A 20,872-nucleotide genomic window follows, 5' to 3' on the forward strand; every position below is an offset into this window, starting at 1 on the left:
CCAAATTAAAACCTAACATTTACGCCCAATTGGTACGTGATATTACTCGGGCCGTTCCCGCTGGCCAGCGCTGTAGTGGCATATTCCGGATCCCACCCCTCATAGTTCGTAAAGGTAAAGGGATTGAGCACGTTTGCATAAATCCGGAACTGCGACATGCCCCATTTTGAAATCACGTTTTGCGGCAATGAATAACCCAAAATAATGTTGCGCACCTTTACGAACGATGCATCAGTGTACCGTCCGTTGCCGCCATAATACGGTCCCTTATTCTGCGGGTGCGGATATTGTGCGGCTTCATTGCCGGTTCCGCTGTCTCCCCATACTGCTTGGGGGCGGCCATCGGCATGCGTACCCCAGTTATTCCAATCGTATCGCGGAACGGCCGGCGGTATGTAATAGTCGTAGCGGATCTTCGGCCGGCCCCGCTGTACGTTATCCGGGCCGAATTCTTCCAGAAACCGATCATTTACAAACACACCTTGTCGCGTATAGAGGTTAAAAGAAAAATCCCAGTTACGGTACCGGAGGTTTGACGTAAAGCTACCAAACCACGTTGGATCTGGCGATCCCAGTATCACCCGATCGGCGGGAGTAATCGCACCATCGCCGTCCGTATCATCAGCTATCGCCTGTCCAGGCTGTTGCCCCCAGGCGGTAGCTTCCGCCAATTGGTCCATCCGCCAGAGCCCGATGATCCGGTAATCGTAGATGACATTGATTGGCTGTCCGATAAACCGAGCCTCACCCACCACATCTTCTGCCCGGCCATACAGGGTACGAATAGCATTCTTATTCCGGGAAAACATCAACGATGTGGTCCATTCCCAATCGGTGGTACGCACGTTTGTGGAGTTGAGTGCCACCTCCACGCCCCGGTTATTTACCGAACCGATGTTGTCAATCATCCACGGCACGCCAGACTCAACCGTCAAGGTCCGTTGCATCAGCAGCCCATCGGACAATTTATCATACCAATCCACGCTCCCACTCAGCCGGTTATTGAATAAGCCAAAATCCAATCCAACATTTATTTCACGCGTCTTTTCCCAGGTTATTGACTGGTTTACGGGTCTTCCGGGCGCAAAACCTGTCACCGCCCCGCTTCCATAGTCATACCACACTAAGGCGTCGGTTTCAGGTGTTTGTTGGGAACCGAAGGCACTGATGCCGTTGTTGTTACCCGAATAACCGAAACTGAACCGTGCTTTTAAATCGCTCAGAAAATTGGCCCGCTGCATAAAATCTTCTTCCGAAATGCGCCAGGCTAGTGCGGCCGAGGGAAACGCCTCCCATTTATCCCGCAGCTTAGAGCTGCCGTCATAGCGGACCGTAGCGGTAAGCAGGTACTTGCCCTTCAGGTCGTAATTGGCCCTTGCGGCATACGACAGCAATGTCGTTTCACTATAGGCCGTATTCGAACTCCCGGGCATGAAATTACCGCTAAAAAGGTTGTACCACCAAGAGCGGTATGGCAAGTCGTTTGCGGCTGCCTGTATGCGCTCGAAACGGGTCTTGTAAGCACTCTGGATGAGTGACACGTTCAGGCGATGGTCCTCATTGAACTGCTTGTCATAGTTAATAACGTTGTCCCACGTCCATTCGAAAGCTTCTGTGTTCGACTGGTAAGCATAGTCTTGGTTGCGTTGGCCCAACACCACCCCATAGTACCGGCCATCTCTCGTCCGGTTAAATCGTGGCAGGAATGTACTCCTGATGGAGAGATTTTCCATGGGCCGCAATTCTGCAAAAATGCTGCCCAGAAAATCATATTGCCGCACCTCCTGCGTGCCGCTGTTGATTTCGTTGAGCGGATTAGGCGAGCTGGTGAAGTTACCGGTGCCCTGAATGGACTCCGCAATGCCGGGTTGGTCAATCAAGTTTCCTTGGTCATCGTAGGCATACAAGATGGGCGGCATCCGCAGGATATCACGGTAGCCGGTTTCACTTCCATAATTGTTTACTCCATGCACCAGGTTTACGCTGGCACCGGCTGAAAAATAATCCGATGTCCTGTGCTCCACGGCAAGCTTCAAAGTGTAGCGGTTAAGGTCTTCGCGCACGAAGTTTCCCTCCTCATTCTGGTATCCCACGCCAAGGTTATAATTCATCTTTTCCGAGCCTCCTGCAATGCCGATGTAGTGGTTTTGTTGCTGTCCGGACCGCGTACCCAAATCGAGCCAATCCTCATATTGCTCATTATACAACCTGCTTTCCAGCAGCGGGCTGTTTTGAAGAATCGCTTGCGGCGTTGCCAATACATAGCGCCCGTCTTCGAACGTATAATAAGCCGAGGTCCGGAAATCCACCCATTCCCTGCCATCCATGAAATCGGGAATTCTTGCCAGCTGCCGAATACCATAAAAACCATCATAGGTGACCGTCGTCCGTTCGGCGCCGGGTGTTCCCGCATTTTTCGTCCGTACGATGACGACGCCGTTTGAACCCCTTGAGCCATAAATCGCTGTAGAAGAAGCGTCCTTCAAAATATCGATCTGCTCGATATCCGCCGGGTTCAGAAAATCAATATTCGATGTCACCACGCCATCGACCACGTACAGCGGATTCCCGGCCTGCAAGGAGTTCTGCCCACGGATCTGGATGCTGAAGCTTCCACCGGGACGAACCGAATTGCTGCTGATATCCACACCGGCCACCGTTCCCTGAAGTGCCCCCATGACCGATGTAGTGCCTCGCGCCACGAGGTCGTCGGCGCTCACGGTTCCGACAGAACCGGTCAGATCCCCTTTACGCACCGTTCCATACCCCACAGCCACCACTTCGTCCAACATCGCCGCTTCATCTTCCTCCATCACGACGATCACCTGCTGTTGCTGTCCGACGGACACCTGCTGTTCTTTGAATCCAATGAAGCGGAGCTGGATCCGTACGTCGCCCGTTGCGGGTATCGCTAAGCTGAACGTTCCATCTTCCCCCGAGCTCGTGCCTTGCGTGGTCCCTACGATGGCGACACTCACCCCCGACAGCGGCATACCGTCGCTATCCGTGACCCGCCCGCTAATTTGCCTGGTTTGGGCGGCCAAATAGGCTTTCCCGCACACCACCAGCAAAATCATTAACACTAATTTACGCATACTTGGTTTTACTATAAGTTAATAATTGGTAAAATATATTCGTTAATCAGTCGGACACCGTCATGGTTCATCAGGACTCCATCCATCCAATATCCGTTCTTCCGTATAATATTCAGCTTGTGCGGCGGTCAGCTCATGCGCCCAGGATACGCGCCTTCCCCGTAGCGCCCCTTCCCCGTGGTTGTTGTACTCGGCATAGCCGGCCGTCTGCTCATTGCTCGCCTTCCCCCAGTTATGCCAGCCTTCCGGCCGAATCTGCTCGCTCATGCGGCAATCCATGAAGACGGTTTTTGCATACGGGCGCCAAGGCCGCCCCAGGTAAGTAGATTGTGGAGGGGCTTCGCCGCCAACGATGCAGTTTTTAAACACAAAACCGTATGGAACGGTATCTGGCGTAGAGGCTGCTGTCATGTACGATCCACCCGGTTTGCAGTGGATCTCGCACGATTGGAAGAGCGCGGTTGCCGCACCGAAAATAAAATCGGTTGTCCCTTCGATGTAACAGTCCTTGTAGTACTGCCTGCTCCCGTCTAACTGCGGATAAAGCGTATCCTGGTGTCCCAAAAAGCGGCATCTGTTAAAAAACACCCGATCTGCACTCACGCGGACGGCTACTGCCTGCCCCACCGGCCCTGCGCTGTTTTCAAATGTGATGTTTTCCGCATAAAATCCATCGCCAAAAACGAAGAACGAAGAGGAACCCGATGTGCCCATAGCTTCACCGAACCGGTTTTTTTTGCTGGCGTAATCATCATATGTGAGTATCGTCGTGCGCGCATCTTCGCCAATGAACGAAACATTCGTCTTTGAATCAGGCAAAACCAGCTTTTCCTTGTAAACACCGGGTTTTATGCGGATGACGGTACGCACACTGCGCATATCCGGAACCGCCATGATAGCCTCCTGCACGGTGCTGTAATTGCCAGTACCGTCCTGTGCCACCACCAACTCGCCCGTTTGTCCAAACAGCGCCAGGCAAACGGAAAGCAAGAACCAAACCGGGAAGACGCGATACTTCAAAATCAACATGGTCACCTGTGTGATAGATTCAACTAATTGGTATAATCGGGTACGTTTAAACATGGCCCGATATCGTAAGCGCAAGTATAAGGGGAATCCAGCCAAAACAACGACTGTCGGGCCGGATAAAATTACGCAAACGATACCGATATCGTTTGCAGACAGATCCGTAGGGTCTCCGGATGAATTCGGTAACGATTGCGTAGTTATTTCTGTATCGGAGCTTCCGAATATTCCATAAACTGCCTATCCTTGTGTCGCACATCGACGCCCGAACGGGTGTCTGCCGTGGCTCAAAACTGATTTTCAGACCTATCAATTGCTTATCAATAATATGAAGACTGCTGGGATTATATCGGTTTTTATCATGATGTATTTCGGTGTAAATACCGTTCTCCACCCTATCCTTGCGCAACAGGTTTCGGAAGTGTGGGTGGCAGACCAGGGCGATGAGACCTATAAAAACCCCATTTTGCATGCCGATTACTCGGACCCCGACGTGATGCGGGTAGGAGATGATTACTTCATGACCGCTTCCAGCTTCGACGCCGTGCCCGGCCTTCCCATCCTTCATTCCAAAGACTTGGTCAACTGGACGCTCGTGGGGCATGCCTTGCGTCGCCAGCCGCCGTTTGAGCATTTCGAAAAAACCCAGCACGGCAATGGCGTATGGGCTCCTTCCATCCGGTATCACGACGGTGAGTACTATATTTTCTGGGGCGATCCGGATTTTGGCATTTACCGCGTCAAGACCAGCGATCCCTTCGGTGAATGGGAGGCGCCCGTGCTACTGGAGCCTGCCAAAGGAATCATTGACGTATGCCCGATGTGGGATGAAGACGGCGAGGCTTACCTCGTATATGCCTATGCCGGCAGCCGCGCGGGCATCAAAAGCGTCCTCGCTATCAAGCGCATGGATGCAGCGGCCACCCGGACACTCGACGAAGGCGTGATTGTCTATGACGGCCACGAGTTGGACCCTACCATCGAAGGCCCCAAATTTTACAAGCGCGATGGCTACTATTACATCTTCGCCCCTGGCGGCGGCGTTGCCACCGGCTGGCAAACCGTCTTGCGGTCGACGCAACTTTACGGTCCTTATGAACGCCGCATGGTATTGCATCAAGGCGCCACAGCCATCAATGGCCCTCACCAGGGCGGGTGGGTCGATACCCAAACCGGCGAAGACTGGTTTATTCATTTCCAAGACAAAGGCGTGTACGGCCGCGTCACTCACCTGCAACCCATGGTCTGGAAAGACGGGTGGCCCGTGATCGGTACCGACCGGGAAAATAAGGGCTATGGTGAACCCGTATTGACGCACCGAAAACCGAATGTAGGGCAGCCCCATCCCATTGCCACGCCTGCAGAAAGTGATGAATTCAACGGCCTGCGCATGGGGCTGCAATGGCAATGGCAAGCCAATCCAAAGGCCACGTGGTCGTTCCTTTACCCAGACAAGGGCGTGTTGCGTCTCTACGCACAGCAGGTGCCAAACGGGGCGCGCAATCTCTATGAAACCCCAAACGTTCTCATGCAGAAATTTCCGGCCCCGGCGTTTGTAGCGACCGCCAAAATTGAATTTACACCACACCCTGACAAACTGCTGGGCGAAAAAGCCGGCTTGGTCATTATGGGGAGAAGCTACGCGGCGTTGGCCTTCCGTAAAGATGCTGATGGCATTGCGCTGGTGCAAACCACTGCCAATGGCGCACATCAGGGGAAACCCGAAGAGGAGGCGGTCATCACGAAGCTGGAAAGCGGCGCATGCTACCTTCGGGTAGTGGTAGCCGAAGGCGGACAGTGCCGGTTTTTTTATAGTATGGACGGCCGCGATTACCGCGAGGCCGGGGAGCCATTCCAAGCTGTTGAAGGCCACTGGATCGGCGCAAAAGTCGGCCTGTTCTGTACCCGCACCGAAACCATCAATGATGCCGGCTGGATGGACGTCGATTGGTTCAGGGTGACCCCTTTAGCTCAATAATAGTATGATGGCAACATCCAGATTGACCGCACTAACGATCCGGCACATCACCACGATGTGGCTGGCCGTATTGGCGGCCAACACCGGAGCCGCTGCGCAAACGGCCGTGGCAGATAGTGTGGCCGAACAGATGCTGCTACTCCAACGGTCCTATGGCGGGTGGTCCAAAACCTTCGACGGCAAGGCCGTCGATTATCGGCGCCCATTCAGCGAAGGCGAACGCAGGCTGGCGTGGAAGCAAAAAGAGGCCGATGATGCCACAATTGACAACGGTGCAACGACCAAGGAAGTCATTTACCTCCTTGAAGCACACAGGAAAACAGGAAATGCCCGTTATGCCGACGCCGCCCGTCGCGGGGTCGATTACCTGCTGAAAGCCCAATACCCCGGCGGTGGATGGCCGCAATATTTTCCTGACACACGCTTTTACCGCTCGCAGATCACGTACAATGACGATGCCATCTTCAATGTGCTGACGCTGCTAAAGGCCGTCGCCGACGGCGAATATGGGCCGGTTTTCGGAAGGAGGTATCGCAAGCGGGCTCAGCGAGCGGTACTCAAAGGGGTCGAAAACATACTTGCCACGCAGGTTGAGATTGACGGGAAAAGGACTATCTGGGCAGCCCAATATGACAAAGATAGCCTCAAACCCGCCACCGCACGGGCCTACGAACTGCCATCGTTAGCCACGTCCGAATCGGCCAATATCCTCATGTTTCTCATGGCATTAACAGCGCCGAGCGAGCGCGTAAAGCAAGCCATACACCAGGGCGTTCGGTGGTTTACCGAACATGACATCGAGGGGTACACGACAAAAATCGTGGTGGCACCGGATCAGCCTACGGGAAGAGACCGGGTATTGGTCGTTGCTCCGGGGGAAGTTATCTGGGCACGGTTTTATGACCTTGCAGAGCAACAACCGCTGTTCGCGGGGCGCGACGGCCAACCCAAGAAAAAGTTGGAAGCGGTCGAAAACGAACGCCGCGTGGGCTATGCTTGGTATGGCGGATGGGGCGACACGGTCATCAAGCGCTACAAGAAATGGGTGGAACACCATCAGTGACCTGCGGTCGATCCGGCAGCCATCACCCTGTTCAAAAAGGCGGTAATCGTCTCCAACATCGGCGTAAACCAGGGTTCGAACAAGCAAAAGGAATGGGGCGCATCGGCGAAGACTTTCCTTTCGTGATAAATTCCGTGTTCGTCCAATACTCGTATAAAATCGTCTCTGCCGGCATGCATGCGATCCACCGAACTGTTGATAAACAGCGTGGGAGGTGTATTTTCCGAAACGTGTGTCAACGGTGAGGCCTCCACCCACAGGTCCGGCCGTTCGTATTTGGTGTATCCAAACCAATAGGTGGCGGCAGAGGTGGATTTGGTGTCGTCGCCTTCCCCAGATTCGGGATGGATAAACGCCAGGATGCCATCAATATCGATGATGGCTTGCACCCGGTCTCCGCCGACTCCACCGCAAGCCAGCGCAAGCTCCGGATTTCCCGCTGTCGTGCCCGCCAATGCGGCAAGCTGGCCGCCAGCGGAAAAGCCCAGCACCGCGATTCGATGCGGATCGATACGTAAACTATCGGCATGCTTATGCATCCAACGTAGTGCGGTTTTCACATCGCATACCGCAGCGGGATACAGCGCATGCGTAGATAGCCGGTAATCAATCGTCACGCAACTGAATCCTTCGGCGGCCAACCGCTGGGCCAACGGCCCCAGTTGGCGTTTGTCGCCACTCCTCCATCCGCCACCGAAGATCAGCAGCACGGCCGGCGCCTTACCTTCAACGCCCTCGGCAGGATAAATGTCTGCGACTAATTCCCAATTATCCGCATCTCCATACGGTACATCACGGACTACCTCGCTTCGATGCGGTTGTTCCCGAACCAGTCGAATGAAGGGATAGCTTTTCAACATACGTTGAAACTCTTTTTCCGGCGTGAAACCGGTATCCCTAATCCCCGTCAGACCCGCTTTGTTCGGGGCAACGGTAAGCGGGCACCAGCCCCGAAAAACGGTATCAAGCATGTGGCGTGTCCGACCACTGCGTGCCAACTGCTTCGACCGAGGCACCCGTGGTTCAGGACCGGCGCCCGACGCCACGGCCGATAGGCCTGCCGAAACCTGTACCCGGTACCGTCCCGATTCATCAGTCTGAACGGTGCTTCCGGTCTCTTTCACCAAAACACGCACGCCGGCAACCGCCTGTTGGGTCACTTGGTCTGTAACCGTTCCACTCACCATACCTTGGCCATAGCTGCGTTGGCCTGGGACGACCAACAACGTAAAAATCAACAGTACGTAATGCCTCATAATCGCTGATTGCTATCGCTTATACTTGGTTTAGCCATTTGCATTTTCTTAAACGATGGCCGTTGGTCGCATTACGGCGAATACGACTGTGCAAGTTTACCGGATTTGCAAGACCAAACACCACGCGAGCCGTAGAAAAAACTACGCAATCGATACCGGTATCGATTGCGGGGGAAGACCGGGCGTTGGCCACGCCATGTGCGCCTATTCACTGCTTGTGTTACTTGTATATAAGGAATGAATTAACTAAGTTTGTCAAATAACTAAATTAAACCGTGTTCAAACCCATCACGATTAAAGACATCGCGCAGGCGTTGGAGCTTTCGCCCTCCACGGTATCCCGTGCACTTAGCGACAGTTATGAGATCAACGAGGAGACGAAGAAACGCGTAATCGAATATGCGGAAAAGCATAACTACCGCCGCAACCCGATGGCATCGAGCCTGCGTCAGGGGCGCAGTTATTCCATTGGTGTCGTGGTGTGTGAGGTTGCAAACAGCTTTTTCTCACAAGCTATCGATGGCATCGAATCCGTTGCCTATGGCAAGGGGTACCACGTCATCATCTCCCAGAGCCACGACGCCTATGAGCGCGAGGTGGTCAATATGCAACACCTGGCCAACAGGGCTGTCGATGGGCTGCTCATTTCCATGTCGGCGGAGACCAAGGATTTCTCACATATCGTCAACCTGCACGAGCAGGGGTTGCCGATTGTCTTTTTCGATCGCATCATCGATGCCTTTGAAACCCATACGGTCACATCCAATAATCGTGAAGGAGCCATGAAGGCGACGCAATCGCTGATTGACCGGGGCTTCCGGAAGATAGCCCATTTAGCCAACGCCCCGCACCTGTCCATTACTGCTGAGCGGCTTGAAGGCTATGAGGATGCACTCCGGCAAAATGGCCTCGCGCTGGATGAATCATTTATCCGCTGTTGCCACCACGGTGGGCGTATACAGCAGGAGGTCGAGGAAGCCGTACGGTACTTCCTTAGTCTGCCCGAAAGGCCGGACGCTGTCTTCGTGGCGAGTGACCGGTTGAGCATGGGCTGTTTAAGCGCTTATAATAAGCTCGCGCCAAAGAGCGAGCACCCTGCTGTCGCAGGATTTTCCAATTCAGACGTATTGGATTTGCTTCAGCCCAATTTTACCTGTGTGCGCCAGCCGGCATTCGAAATGGGCCGCATGGCGATGGAAATGCTTATACAGCTCATTGAAAGCCGTTATCCAGTCTATGATTTCGAAAACGTGGTGCTGCAAACCGAATTGATGATGCCTCACCGCATCAGCGGGTAGCTCCGTTTCAAATCGTATCCCCTTTTCAATAGTCACCTATATTTCATACCTCGTATTTAAACCGTACCTTTGCACCATGATTAATGTATCGAATCTTTCGCTTCGCTATGGCAAGCGCGTGCTGTTTGAAGACGTCAACCTGAAGTTCACTCAAGGCAATTGTTACGGCATTATCGGTGCTAACGGTGCCGGGAAATCTACCTTCTTAAAAATCATTTCCGGTGATGTAGACCCCACAACAGGGTCGGTAAGCTTCACGCCTGGAGAACGCATGGCCGTGCTCAAACAAGACCACTATGCGTTTGATGAATTTTCGGTCATTGAGACGGTACTCATGGGCCATCAAGAGCTGTATAACATCATGAAGGAAAAGGATGCGATATATGCTAAAGAAGACTTTTCGGATGCGGATGGCGAGCGCGCCGGCGAGCTAGAAGCCCGTTTTGCAGAGATGGATGGCTGGAATGCCGAAAGCGATGCCGCGACATTGCTCAGCAACCTGGGCATTGACGAAAACCTGCACTACAAGCTGGTGAAAGAACTAGACGGCAATCAAAAGGTACGTGTATTATTGGCGCAGGCGCTATTTGGCAATCCGGATATCTTGTTGTTGGACGAGCCGACCAACGACCTCGATATCGAGACGATTGCCTGGCTGGAAGATTTTCTGGCAGGATATGAAGCCATCGTGCTCGTGGTATCCCACGACCGGCATTTCCTCGATGCCGTGTGTACACATGTTGTAGACATTGACTTTGGAAAGATGACCATCTATACCGGCAATTACACCTTCTGGTATGAATCCAGCCAATTGGCGGCGAAGCAACGTGCTGAGCAGAATAAGAAAATGGAGGATAAGGTCAAGGAACTCCAGGAATTCATCCGCCGCTTCAGCGCAAACGCCTCGAAATCAAAACAAGCGACCAGCCGAAAGAAGGCCCTGGACAAGATCAATCTGGAAGAAATCAAACCGTCAAACAGGAAGTATCCGGCCATCATGTTCAATACGATGGCGCGTGAAGCCGGTGATCAGATTTTACAGGTTGAAAACCTGAGCAAAACATTGAGTGGCGACGTGCTTTTCAGCGATGTAACGTTCATGGTCAACAAAGGCGATAAAATCGCCGTACTGTCGCAGAACAGCCTGGCTACAACGGCATTTTACGACATTCTTACAGGCAGAGACCTTGATTTCAACGGCAGTTTCAAATGGGGAGTGACCATCAGTATTGCGGATATCCCGATGGACAATAGCGCCTATTTTGATGGCAAGGATGAAAATCTCATTGACTGGCTGCGGGAATATTCTTCCACCGATAAAGACGAACAGTTTATCCGCGGTTTCCTGGGCAAGATGCTGTTTTCGGGTGAGGAAGTGCTCAAAAAGTGTTCGGTACTCTCCGGAGGCGAAAAAATGCGTTGCATGTTTTCGCGGATGATGCTCCAACAGGCCAACGCCCTGTTGTTTGACGAACCAACCAATCACCTCGATCTCGAATCGATTACGGCACTCAACAATGGCATGAACGATTTCCGGGGCAGTATACTGTTTACGTCGCGCGACCATGAACTGACCCAAACCGTAGCCAACAGGATTATTGAGCTTACACCGCGCGGCATCATCGATAAGCTGATGAGTTATGACGATTACATCAGTAGTGAAGCTATAAAAGAACAGCGCGAAGCGATGTACGCTTAAACTACGCTGCGGCGCATAATCAATGGATGAACAGCCCCACGGTAAGGAATACGTTGTGCTGACTAAAGGTGTTGCCCAAAAAGCGGGTATCAAACTGCTGGAAGCCATAACCGGCGCTGAACAACAGATCCGAACCTTCCATCAGCAGGTGGCCGTAAGTAACGCCTACTTTACCAACAAATCCTTTGAAATAATCGCTGCCGATGCTTGGTGCATACCCGACGTTGGCCAGCACGCCGACTGTGCCTAAGGGAGACAGCTGGGCGAGAGGCAACCGCACGTCGGCAAATATCGGCAAGGTGTTTACCCGGCGGGTGGATCGGGTGCCGTCGGCCAATGTCGTCCGGCCGCGGTAAACATCAGTACCGATGCCAAGGCCTACATACACGTCATCATAAAAGTTGCGACCGAAAGAAAATTGAAACTGATAGCCATGCATGGGGCTTTGGTCGCTGGTCGTCGACAGGCCAAAGAGCCCTCCCGCCTGCAACAACGTATATGTACCCCGTTGCTGGGCTTGCGCATGAAAGCAAAAACCAATCAATAATCCGATAGCTGCAAAAAAACAACGATTCTTCATTTTTAATACAAGATTTTATACACTAATTCCTTGAGTAAGTCACCTTGTTCGACATTTACCGCATTTAGCCCTTTTGACTTGAGGTCATACTCGCGGAGGTAGGCAATGATATCGAACGTCTTGCGGCGGTTGTAACTGCGGGCCGCCATATCGTACTCCTTGGTAAAAAACGGATGCACACCGAGCTCCCGCGCCACGGCCTGCGGCGATTTGTCTGGAAGGTAATGGTACTTCAAAATTTTGGTAAAATAGCCCGCCATGGCTCCGAGGATTACCTGAATAGGGCTGCTCCGCGGATTTGCGGCAAAATAAGCCACAATCTGGAAAGCCTTTCCGATGTCTCGTTTAGCTAAGGCCGTGTTGAGTTCAAAAACGTTAAAATCTTTGCTTATCCCAATATTGCGTTCGATGTCAGCCGCCGTGATTTCCTGTCCTTTGGGCACATTGAGCATCAGCTTTTCCAATTCATTAACCACCTTCGCCAAATCATTGCCCAGGTATTCGGCCATCATTGCCGCTGCTTGCGGATGGATTCGCCATCCCCTGTCCTTCACAAACGCGGTGATCCACGGCGCTACTTTATCGTCATAAAGCTTGGCTGATTCCAGCACCACCCCGATCTTCTCCGCCAGTTTATAACTTTTCTTGCGTTTATCGAATTTCGCGTGTTTGTGGGCCAGCACCAATACGGTGCTTTTCATCGGGTTTTCCAGGTAGGCTAAGAACAGTTCATCGTCTTTCCACTTGAGATGCTGGGCTTCTTTTACAACAATCACTTGATAGTCGCTCATCATGGGATAGCGCTTGGCGGCGTTCACAATCGTGGTAAAATCGGTGTCCTTCCCGTAAAGCACCGTTTGGTCAAACCCCTTCTGGGCTTCGTTGAGCACGTGCTCCTCGATATAATCACTCACCAAATCAATGTAATACGGTTCCTCTCCGTGCAGCAAATATACCGGTTGGAGCCTTCCCCCCTTGATGTCCGTGATGATCTGATTGGCGTCCATTTAGTTTCCCTCTGATTTCGCGTCGCCAAATTAAACATTATGTTCCAGCTGCAAAAAAGTTTTCGATGATGCGGCTTGGCGATGACTTGTCATTTATCCACAAGTTGGCTAAGTTTGCAGGATGTTCACCCCCATTCCACTCAATCTTCCCGCATATGCGGCCAAAATCCGGCGGGACGGCACGAGGCTATTTATCTTTGATGAGTTGCGAAAAAAACAGCTTGTCCTGACGCCTGAAGAGTGGGTGCGCCAGCATTGGATACAGCACCTCATCCACACCAAAAAATACCCGAAGGCACTGATCAAGATTGAAGGTGGACTTAAATTGAACGAAATGCCGAGGCGAAGCGATTTGGTTATCTACGATACCCTGGGAAATAAGATCCTGCTTGCCGAGTTTAAGGCACCTTCCGTCAAGATTACTCAACGTGTTTTCGAACAGATCGCACACTACAACACCATACATCGAATCCCTTTGCTATTGGTCAGCAACGGCTTGCAACATTTCTATTGCCGCATCGATTTTGAGCAAGGCGACATCAATTTTCTGGACGATCTGCCGGATTATCTGCCGTAGGCAAACCCCGCAAGCGCTCCCGACGATGCAGACAGTCTGGCAGCACGGTCACACGGCATTTTGACAGTTGCCCCGCAGCCAACGCGTAGTGGCTCGATGTTTGTCCAATGAAGTTGATACCATGTTGGTATACATAAATTGAACGAAATAACCTATCTTAGCAATTTAATACAAATAAGAAATGAGTATTGATAAAAACGAATTCAGGAAATATGCAATCAAGCACCATCGGATTGGCAGCCAACATGTAGACAGCTTCATCTCCCGTGTAGAGCGCAAGACGCCGACTTCACTGACCCCTTATATCATCGAGGAGCGGCAATTGAACGTCGCGCAAATGGACGTATTCTCCCGGTTGATGATGGATCGTATCATTTTCCTCGGCGATGCCGTGACCGATCAGGTAGCAAACATTATACAGGCACAGTTGTTATTCTTGCAATCTGCCGATGCCCATCGCGACATCCAGATATATATCAATTCGCCAGGCGGTAGCGTTTACGCCGGGTTAGGTATCTATGACACCATGCAATACATCACGCCGGATGTAGCGACTATCTGTACGGGTATGGCAGCTTCCATGGGTGCAGTACTGCTTTGCGCGGGCGCAAAAGGCAAGCGGGCAGCACTGACCCACTCGCGGGTCATGATTCACCAACCTTCCGGCGGTGCACAGGGTGTAGCAGCTGATATGGAGATCAACCTCCGCGAAATGCTGAAACTTAAAAAAGAACTTTACGAAATTATTTCGCAGCACTCAGGAAAAACCTACGAATGGGTAGAGCGTTCCTCGGACCGCGATTATTGGATGACCTCTTCTGAAGCCAAGGAACACGGCATGGTGGATGAAGTGCTGACCTCCAAAAAGGAGAAATAAAAATGGCAAAAAACATGAAGGAAGTAACGTGTTCATTTTGTGGTATCCGGAAACAGGACGCGCTGATGCTCATCGCCGGTGATGGAGCGCATATCTGTGACCGCTGTATTACGCAGGCCAGTGAGATACTGACGGAGGAAATGAATCTTCGTAAAAGCAAGGCGCTGCAAACCACGTTGAAGCTTATACGGCCTATTGAAATCAAAGAACACCTCGATCAGTACGTCATCGGACAGGACGACGCCAAAAAGGTGATGGCCGTATCGGTATACAACCACTACAAGCGGCTCAACCAGAAGGTAGACAAGGATGAGATTGAAATTGAAAAATCCAATATCATCATGGTGGGCGAAACCGGTACCGGAAAAACGTTATTAGCAAAGACTATCGCCAAAATCCTAAACGTCCCCTTCTGCATTTGCGATGCCACGGTTCTTACCGAAGCCGGCTATGTGGGCGAAGACGTCGAGAGCATACTCACCCGCTTATTGCAGGCGGCGGATTACGATGTCGCCGCTGCGGAACGGGGAATCATCTACATCGACGAGATTGATAAAATCGCACGGAAGAGTGATAACCCGTCGATTACACGCGACGTATCGGGTGAAGGGGTTCAGCAGGCGCTGTTGAAAATATTGGAGGGAACTATCGTGAACGTGCCCCCACAGGGCGGACGCAAGCATCCCGACCAAAAAATGATCGCCGTAAACACCAACAACATTCTGTTCATCTGCGGCGGGGCGTTTGATGGCATCCAGAAAAAAATAGCCAACCGGCTACGCACCCAGACAATTGGCTACAAGGTCAATAAAGACGAGGCCGACATCGACGTGAACAACCTGTATAAATACATTACACCGCAGGATCTGAAAAACTATGGGCTTATCCCAGAGCTAATCGGCAGGCTGCCTGTATTGACTTACCTCAATCCCCTTGATAAAGACACGTTGTTGAATATTCTTACGGAGCCGAAAAATGCGTTGATAAAGCAATATAGAAAGCTGTTCGATTATGAGGGGGTCGAGCTGAAGTTTGATGAAGACGTATTCCAATTCATTGTCGATAAGGCCGACGAGTTTAAGCTTGGTGCGCGTGGACTACGGTCCATCTGTGAGGCCATCATGCTGGACGCGATGTTTGAAATTCCGTCCAGTAAAAGCAAGGGCGAGCAAAAAGAGCTTTATATAACGCTTGAATATGCGAAACACAAATTTGAGAAATCTGATTTGAAAAAGCTGAAAGCAGCATAACCTAACCCCCCGTTTTAAAGCGGGGGTTTTTTATTTTATAGCTATGTCACGAGCCAAAACAAAACCTGTACAGAGCCCCGTGAAGCCGGGATTGAAAACAAAGGAAGACATTGTAAACAACTGGTTGCCACGGTATACAAGTCGCCCATTGGAAGAATTTGGCGAGTATATCCTGCTTACCAACTTCTCCAACTATGTCAAGCTGTTTTCCGAGATGCATGACAACGCTCCCATCATGGGGCTTGACAAGCCGATGCAAAGCGTGACAGCTGAAGGCATTACCATCATCAATTTCGGCATGGGAAGCCCCATGGCTGCAACGGTCATGGATCTGCTCGCTGCCATCGCCCCTAAGGCCGTATTGTTTCTGGGGAAAGCAGGGGGGCTCAAGAAAAAGAATAAAATCGGCGATTTGGTCCTGCCCATTGCGGCAATCCGGGGCGAGGGCACGTCCAATGACTATTTCCCACCGGAAGTACCTGCGCTACCAGCTTTTGCTTTGCAGAAAGCCATCTCAACCACGATACGCGACCATTCACTGGACTATTGGACGGGGACGGTTTATACGACAAACAGAAGAGTCTGGGAGCATGACAGGTCATTCAAGCGTTACCTCAAAAGCATCCGCGCCATGCTGGTCGATATGGAAACCGCGACTATCTTTTCCGTGGGGTTTGCCAATAAAATCCCCACTGGGGCTTTGCTCCTCGTGTCTGACCAACCCATGATTCCTGAAGGGGTAAAAACGGTCGAGAGCGACTCCAGTGTCACTGCCCAATATGTCGAAACGCATCTCACCATTGGCATTGAATCCTTGCGCCAGCTAATCAACAACGGGTTGACCGTAAAACACCTGAAATTTTAGTATGCTTATCGGTCCGCACACCTTCCGGGATTTCGCTTTTAAGCATTTTGAATATGCCGCGCCGCCGCAGCGGTCGCTACCCACGACGCCGCACGGTTGCTTATGTGCGTCCAAAGCGTTATTATTCTTATTTTTGTTAAACACCAGCAAAGGGACAGATGATGTGGTACAACAATATTTTAGAAACCATTGGTAACACACCGTTGGTGAAGCTCAATACCATTACGAAAGGGATCAAGGGCACCATATTGCTCAAGGTGGAAACCGCTAATCCCGGCAACTCCATCAAAGATCGTATGGCGGTAAAAATGATTGAAGATGCCGAGCAGGCCGGGCTTCTTAAGCCAGGTGGCACCATTATCGAGGGCACCTCCGGCAACACGGGCATGGGCCTGGCCATGGCCGCGGTCATCAAAGGGTATCGTTGCATCTTTACGACTACGGATAAGCAATCCAAGGAAAAGATCGATGCGCTGCGTGCGTTCGGCGCTGAAGTCATTGTTTGCCCCACCAATGTTGATCCCGATGATCCTCGGTCGTATTATTCCGTTTCCAGCCGCCTGGAACGTGAGATCCCCAACTCCTGGAAGGCCAACCAATATGACAACCTCTCCAATACCCAAGCACATTATGAACAAACGGGACCGGAGATATGGGAACAGACGGGGGGCAAAATTACCCACTTCATTGCCGGTGTAGGTACCGGAGGTACCATAAGCGGTGTCGGCAGATACCTCAAAGAGCGAAATCCAGCCATACAAGTATGGGGCATCGACTCCTATGGTTCCGTTTTCAAAAAGTACAAGGAAACGGGCATTTTCGATAAAGAGGAGATTTATCCGTATATCACCGAAGGTATCGGAGAAGATTTTCTGCCGAAAAACGTCGACTTTTCGGTCATCGATCGGTTTGAAAAAGTGACGGACAAAGACGCGGCATTAATGACACGCGAAATCGCCCGGAAAGAAGGCATATTTGCCGGTAATTCGTCTGGAGCAGCTGTAGCCGGCCTTTTGCAGCTCAAGGACGAGCTCACGGATGATGCCGTTGTGGTCATCATTTTACATGACCATGGATCGCGCTATATGGCCAAGATGTATAATGACGATTGGCTGCGCGAGCGTGGATTCCTCAAAGATGAAAAGCTAACAGCGTTGGCCATCCTGAAAAAAAGAGGCGAGGTTCCCATCGTCACCGCAGACGTCGGACAATCGGTAATCGAAACGTTTAATATCATGAAGACGCTCAACATCTCACAGATACCGGTGACGCAGCATGGAATGGTTATTGGCAAGGTGACGGAAGCTGACATCCTGCACGCCCTGCTGGAAAACCCCGCGTTACGATCGGCTCAGGTTGCTGAGATATGCACCCCACCGTTTCCTTTCGTGGAACTCAGGACATCCATCGATAAGATCTCTTCGCTCATCCATAAAGACAATCAAGCGGTATTGGTCGAGGACGAATCCGGCAAACTGGCCATCATCACACAATATGACATTATCAATGCTATCTCCGAATAAGCAAAAAGCCCGGACTCAATGGCCCAGGCTTCTGCTAATTCCTGCATATATATTATTGACGCTTATGCGCCAGCTACCAGCGTAATCTTCAGGTTGATCTCTTTGCTGATTAGGTCGTCCGCCTGGCCGGCGTAGTTTACTCCCCAGTCTTCACGCGCAATATTGAAGTCAGCAGTTGCTCGTAGGGACGTATCGCTTGCTTCCGCTACATGCGCATCAAAGGTGATGTTTTTCGTCACGCCGCGAAGCGTTAGGTTTCCGGAGATCACCGCCACGCCTGCTTCCGCACCGTCTTTTACGCCGGTTATCTCAAAAGTAGCTTCCGGATGATTTTCCACGTCAAAGAAATCAGCTGACTTCAGGTGTCCTTCCAGCTTCCCTTTGTATTCCCCTTCCAAATCCTGATTATCGATGGTATTCAGATCGATGACGAAGTTGCCGCCAACAAGCTTTCCGCCGTCTACTGTCAATGATCCGGTTTTAATCTTGACGGTACCGTGGTGTTGGCCACTTACTTTTCTTCCTGTCCACACCACGGAAGATGCGGCTGTGTCCACGGTCAACGCATTGCCAGAGCCGGATACCGTTGCTTCTACGCTGTCTGTCGTTTCTGCCTTCTTTCCTTCGGGATTGCTTACGCATGACACCAATAAACATGCCCCTGCGGCCAATGATAAGAGTACTTTTTCCATGATTTTTAAACGATTAAGTAATTTGATGGTTAACTATTTGTTATGCAAAAATATCGATCAATACCAATTTCTGAATTACACTGGAAAAAATAACAATTAATCAGCTAAATTGTTCTCAATGAGATAAGGGATTAGCGTCTATACGCCGGATATCTGCCCCCAAGGCACGTAGCCGGCCCTCGATATCCTGGTAGCCGCGTTCGATTTGCTCGATATTATGAATAACCGATCTCCCCTGTGCGGAGAGGGCGGCAATCAGAAGGGAAACGCCCGCCCGGATGTCCGGTGAGGTCATTTCAATTCCGCGCAGTTTGAACGCCTTATTAAGGCCGATTACCGATGCCCGATGCGGATCACACAAGATGATTTGCGCCCCCATATCTATCAGCTTATCGACAAAAAACAACCTGCTCTCAAACATCTTCTGGTGGATCAACACATGTCCCTTCGCCTGTGTGGCGACGACCAGTACAATACTCAGCAAGTCGGGCGTAAAGCCGGGCCAGGGTGCGTCAGCAATGGTCAGAATAGAGCCATCGATAAACGTGTCTATCGTATAGCTCTTTTGGGACGGGATGAAAATATCGTCGCCGCGCAATTCAAACTGAATACCCAGTTTGGCAAAAACCGACGGAATAATGCCCAGCTCGTGATAGTGTACATCTTTTATGGTGATTTCCGATTCCGTCATGGCAGCCAGGCCGATGAAGGAACCGATTTCTATCATGTCGGGCAACATGCGGTGTTCGGTTCCGCCCAGGTATTCCACCCCCTCAATGGTCAATAGGTTGGAGCCAATGCCACTTATTTTCGCCCCCATCCGGTTTAACATCTTGCACAGCTGCTGGAGGTATGGCTCGCAAGCGGCATTATAAATGGTGGTCGTCCCCTTAGCCAATACCGCAGCCATCACGATGTTGGCCGTACCGGTCACAGATGCCTCGTCCATCAGGATGTACGTTCCCCTGAGGTCGGTGGCATCCACGTTGAAAAAGTGGGCATCCGGATCATATTGAAACCGGGCTCCCAGTTTTTCAAAGCCCAGAAAATGAGTATCCAGCCGTCTACGCCCAATTTTATCGCCGCCCGGCTTCGGGATGGCCGCACGTCCGAACCTTGCCAACAGCGGTCCTACTATCATGATGGAGCCGCGTAAGCCGCTGCCTTTGCTTTTAAACTCCGGCGAGCGAAAATAGTCCAGATTAATATCCTTGGCCCGGAACGTATACATATCCTTGCTTCTCCGGGTGATCTGCACGCCGAGGTCGCCAAGCAGCTCAATGAGCTTGTTGACATCCTTGATATCCGGCACGTTGCTTACCGTTACCTCTTCTGGAGTAAGCAATACCGCCGATAGGATTTGCAGGGCTTCATTTTTTGCACCTTGGGGAATAATATCGCCTTTCAGTGGCCTTCCGCCGTGTATTTCGAACGCATTCAATGCTTCTTCTTTTTCTTTAGCTTTTTGTTGTTCTTGCCGTTGCCGTTTTGTTGTGTAGTGCCTCCTTTAGTCCGCACACCCGGAGGCGGCGTTTTGAAGTCGAGCTTCGTCAGGCTCACATCAGGTCCAAGCTGCAATTCGCCGCCGGACAGCTCACGGAGATCCGCTATGATGGTTTCGTCTTCTACCGAATCTTTATTCCAGGTCACATACGCCATTTTCATAAAGTTGGCGATGGATTGGGTCATGCTCTTCTTTTTCTCCGGATCGGCAATTTTCTTGGCCCTTTCGATCATTCTTTCGATGGTGTAGCCATAATGCTTATACCTTATCCGGTGCTGAGGATAATCCAGCAGCTCGGGTTTGGGGTGAATAGCGTCCCGCTCGGGAATAGGGTATGGAGAGTCTACATCAATCTTGAAATCCGATATGATATGCAGGTGGTCCCATAGCTTATGCTTGAAATCCGCCACATCCCGAAGATGCGGGTTGAGGAAGCCCATCATATCGATGACGACCTGCGCATGGTTGTTGCGCTCCTCTTTTGTCGGCAATGTGGTGATATAATCCACCATATTCTGCACATTCCGCCCATATTCCGCCAAAATCAGTTTTGGCCTCGTACTATTGTAATCAAAATCCATT

Annotated in this window: 17 protein-coding genes; 9 read left to right on the plus strand and 8 right to left on the minus strand. The window is 51.2% G+C overall.

The window, feature by feature from the left end; all coding sequences use genetic code 11:
* Positions 1-5 precede the first annotated feature (5 nt).
* A complete protein-coding gene (locus B5X72_RS10750) occupies positions 6-3,095 on the minus strand; it encodes a SusC/RagA family TonB-linked outer membrane protein (RefSeq protein ID WP_079716885.1) in 3,090 nt (1,029 codons plus the stop codon).
* 60 nt (positions 3,096-3,155) lie between these two features.
* The gene (locus B5X72_RS10755) at positions 3,156-4,178 is read right to left on the minus strand and encodes a pectinesterase family protein (RefSeq protein ID WP_245826924.1); all 1,023 of its coding nucleotides are present in this window, start codon (positions 4,176-4,178) and stop codon (positions 3,156-3,158) included.
* A gap of 304 nt (positions 4,179-4,482) precedes the next feature.
* On the opposite strand from B5X72_RS10755, the gene B5X72_RS10760 reads away from it, so the two are divergent.
* Together B5X72_RS10760 and pelA are read left to right on the plus strand one after the other, a co-directional pair.
* The gene (locus B5X72_RS10760) at positions 4,483-6,099 is read left to right on the plus strand and encodes a glycoside hydrolase family 43 protein (RefSeq protein ID WP_217698127.1); all 1,617 of its coding nucleotides are present in this window, start codon (positions 4,483-4,485) and stop codon (positions 6,097-6,099) included.
* A 4-nt stretch (positions 6,100-6,103) separates the two neighbouring features.
* The gene (gene pelA / locus B5X72_RS10765) at positions 6,104-7,162 is read left to right on the plus strand and encodes a pectate lyase (protein ID WP_217698128.1); all 1,059 of its coding nucleotides are present in this window, start codon (positions 6,104-6,106) and stop codon (positions 7,160-7,162) included.
* Here pelA and B5X72_RS10770 read toward each other — a convergent pair.
* Positions 7,156-8,418: an alpha/beta hydrolase fold domain-containing protein gene (locus B5X72_RS10770; protein WP_217698129.1), complete on the minus strand. Its 1,263-nt coding sequence runs from the start codon at positions 8,416-8,418 to the stop codon at positions 7,156-7,158. The genes pelA and B5X72_RS10770 overlap by 7 nt on opposite strands.
* A gap of 275 nt (positions 8,419-8,693) precedes the next feature.
* On the opposite strand from B5X72_RS10770, the gene B5X72_RS10775 reads away from it, so the two are divergent.
* Both B5X72_RS10775 and B5X72_RS10780 read left to right on the plus strand, forming a co-directional pair.
* On the plus strand, positions 8,694-9,716 hold the full coding sequence (locus B5X72_RS10775) for a LacI family DNA-binding transcriptional regulator (protein WP_079716888.1): 1,023 nt from the start codon (positions 8,694-8,696) through the stop codon (positions 9,714-9,716).
* Between the two features lie 76 nt (positions 9,717-9,792).
* Positions 9,793-11,415: an ABC-F family ATP-binding cassette domain-containing protein gene (locus B5X72_RS10780; protein WP_079716889.1), complete on the plus strand. Its 1,623-nt coding sequence runs from the start codon at positions 9,793-9,795 to the stop codon at positions 11,413-11,415.
* Between the two features lie 19 nt (positions 11,416-11,434).
* Here B5X72_RS10780 and B5X72_RS10785 read toward each other — a convergent pair whose 3' ends face one another.
* Together B5X72_RS10785 and holA are read right to left on the minus strand one after the other, a co-directional pair.
* Positions 11,435-11,995: a hypothetical protein gene (locus tag B5X72_RS10785; protein WP_079716890.1), complete on the minus strand. Its 561-nt coding sequence runs from the start codon at positions 11,993-11,995 to the stop codon at positions 11,435-11,437.
* Positions 11,996-11,997: 2 nt separating this feature from the next.
* Positions 11,998-13,002, minus strand: coding sequence for a DNA polymerase III subunit delta (gene holA / locus B5X72_RS10790; RefSeq protein ID WP_079716891.1), 1,005 nt, complete (start codon positions 13,000-13,002; stop codon positions 11,998-12,000).
* Positions 13,003-13,123: 121 nt separating this feature from the next.
* On the opposite strand from holA, the gene B5X72_RS10795 reads away from it, so the two are divergent.
* The 5 genes from B5X72_RS10795 to B5X72_RS10815 all read left to right on the plus strand — a co-directional run bounded on the left by B5X72_RS10795 (position 13,124) and on the right by B5X72_RS10815 (position 18,094).
* Entirely contained in the window at positions 13,124-13,579 is a 456-nt protein-coding gene (locus tag B5X72_RS10795; RefSeq protein ID WP_079716892.1) for a type I restriction enzyme HsdR N-terminal domain-containing protein, read from the plus strand.
* A gap of 181 nt (positions 13,580-13,760) precedes the next feature.
* Positions 13,761-14,456 carry an ATP-dependent Clp endopeptidase proteolytic subunit ClpP gene (clpP, locus tag B5X72_RS10800; protein ID WP_079716893.1) on the plus strand — a complete coding sequence of 232 codons (696 nt, stop codon included), beginning with the start codon at positions 13,761-13,763 and terminating at the stop codon, positions 14,454-14,456.
* Between the two features lie 2 nt (positions 14,457-14,458).
* Positions 14,459-15,706 carry an ATP-dependent Clp protease ATP-binding subunit ClpX gene (gene clpX, locus B5X72_RS10805; protein ID WP_079716894.1) on the plus strand — a complete coding sequence of 416 codons (1,248 nt, stop codon included), beginning with the start codon at positions 14,459-14,461 and terminating at the stop codon, positions 15,704-15,706.
* Positions 15,707-15,749: 43 nt separating this feature from the next.
* Positions 15,750-16,571 carry an AMP nucleosidase gene (locus B5X72_RS10810; RefSeq protein WP_079716895.1) on the plus strand — a complete coding sequence of 274 codons (822 nt, stop codon included), beginning with the start codon at positions 15,750-15,752 and terminating at the stop codon, positions 16,569-16,571.
* Positions 16,572-16,732: 161 nt separating this feature from the next.
* On the plus strand, positions 16,733-18,094 hold the full coding sequence (locus B5X72_RS10815; RefSeq protein WP_079716896.1) for a pyridoxal-phosphate dependent enzyme: 1,362 nt from the start codon (positions 16,733-16,735) through the stop codon (positions 18,092-18,094).
* A 62-nt stretch (positions 18,095-18,156) separates the two neighbouring features.
* Here B5X72_RS10815 and B5X72_RS10820 read toward each other — a convergent pair whose 3' ends face one another.
* The 3 genes from B5X72_RS10820 to B5X72_RS10830 all read right to left on the minus strand — a co-directional run bounded on the left by B5X72_RS10820 (position 18,157) and on the right by B5X72_RS10830 (position 20,871).
* Positions 18,157-18,786 (minus strand): YceI family protein, encoded by a 630-nt coding sequence (locus B5X72_RS10820; protein ID WP_079716897.1) that lies wholly within the window; start codon positions 18,784-18,786, stop codon positions 18,157-18,159.
* 115 nt (positions 18,787-18,901) lie between these two features.
* A complete protein-coding gene (gene murA / locus B5X72_RS10825) occupies positions 18,902-20,227 on the minus strand; it encodes a UDP-N-acetylglucosamine 1-carboxyvinyltransferase (RefSeq protein ID WP_079716898.1) in 1,326 nt (441 codons plus the stop codon).
* Complete coding sequence (locus B5X72_RS10830; protein ID WP_079716979.1) at positions 20,224-20,871, minus strand: DUF4290 domain-containing protein; 648 nt, start codon at positions 20,869-20,871, stop codon at positions 20,224-20,226. The genes murA and B5X72_RS10830 overlap by 4 nt, the downstream gene beginning before the upstream one ends.
* Between the last annotated feature and the right edge of the window lies 1 nt (position 20,872).

Origin of the sequence: Parapedobacter luteus, assembly GCF_900168055.1 — a bacterium.
Taxonomy (GTDB): domain Bacteria; phylum Bacteroidota; class Bacteroidia; order Sphingobacteriales; family Sphingobacteriaceae; genus Parapedobacter; species Parapedobacter luteus.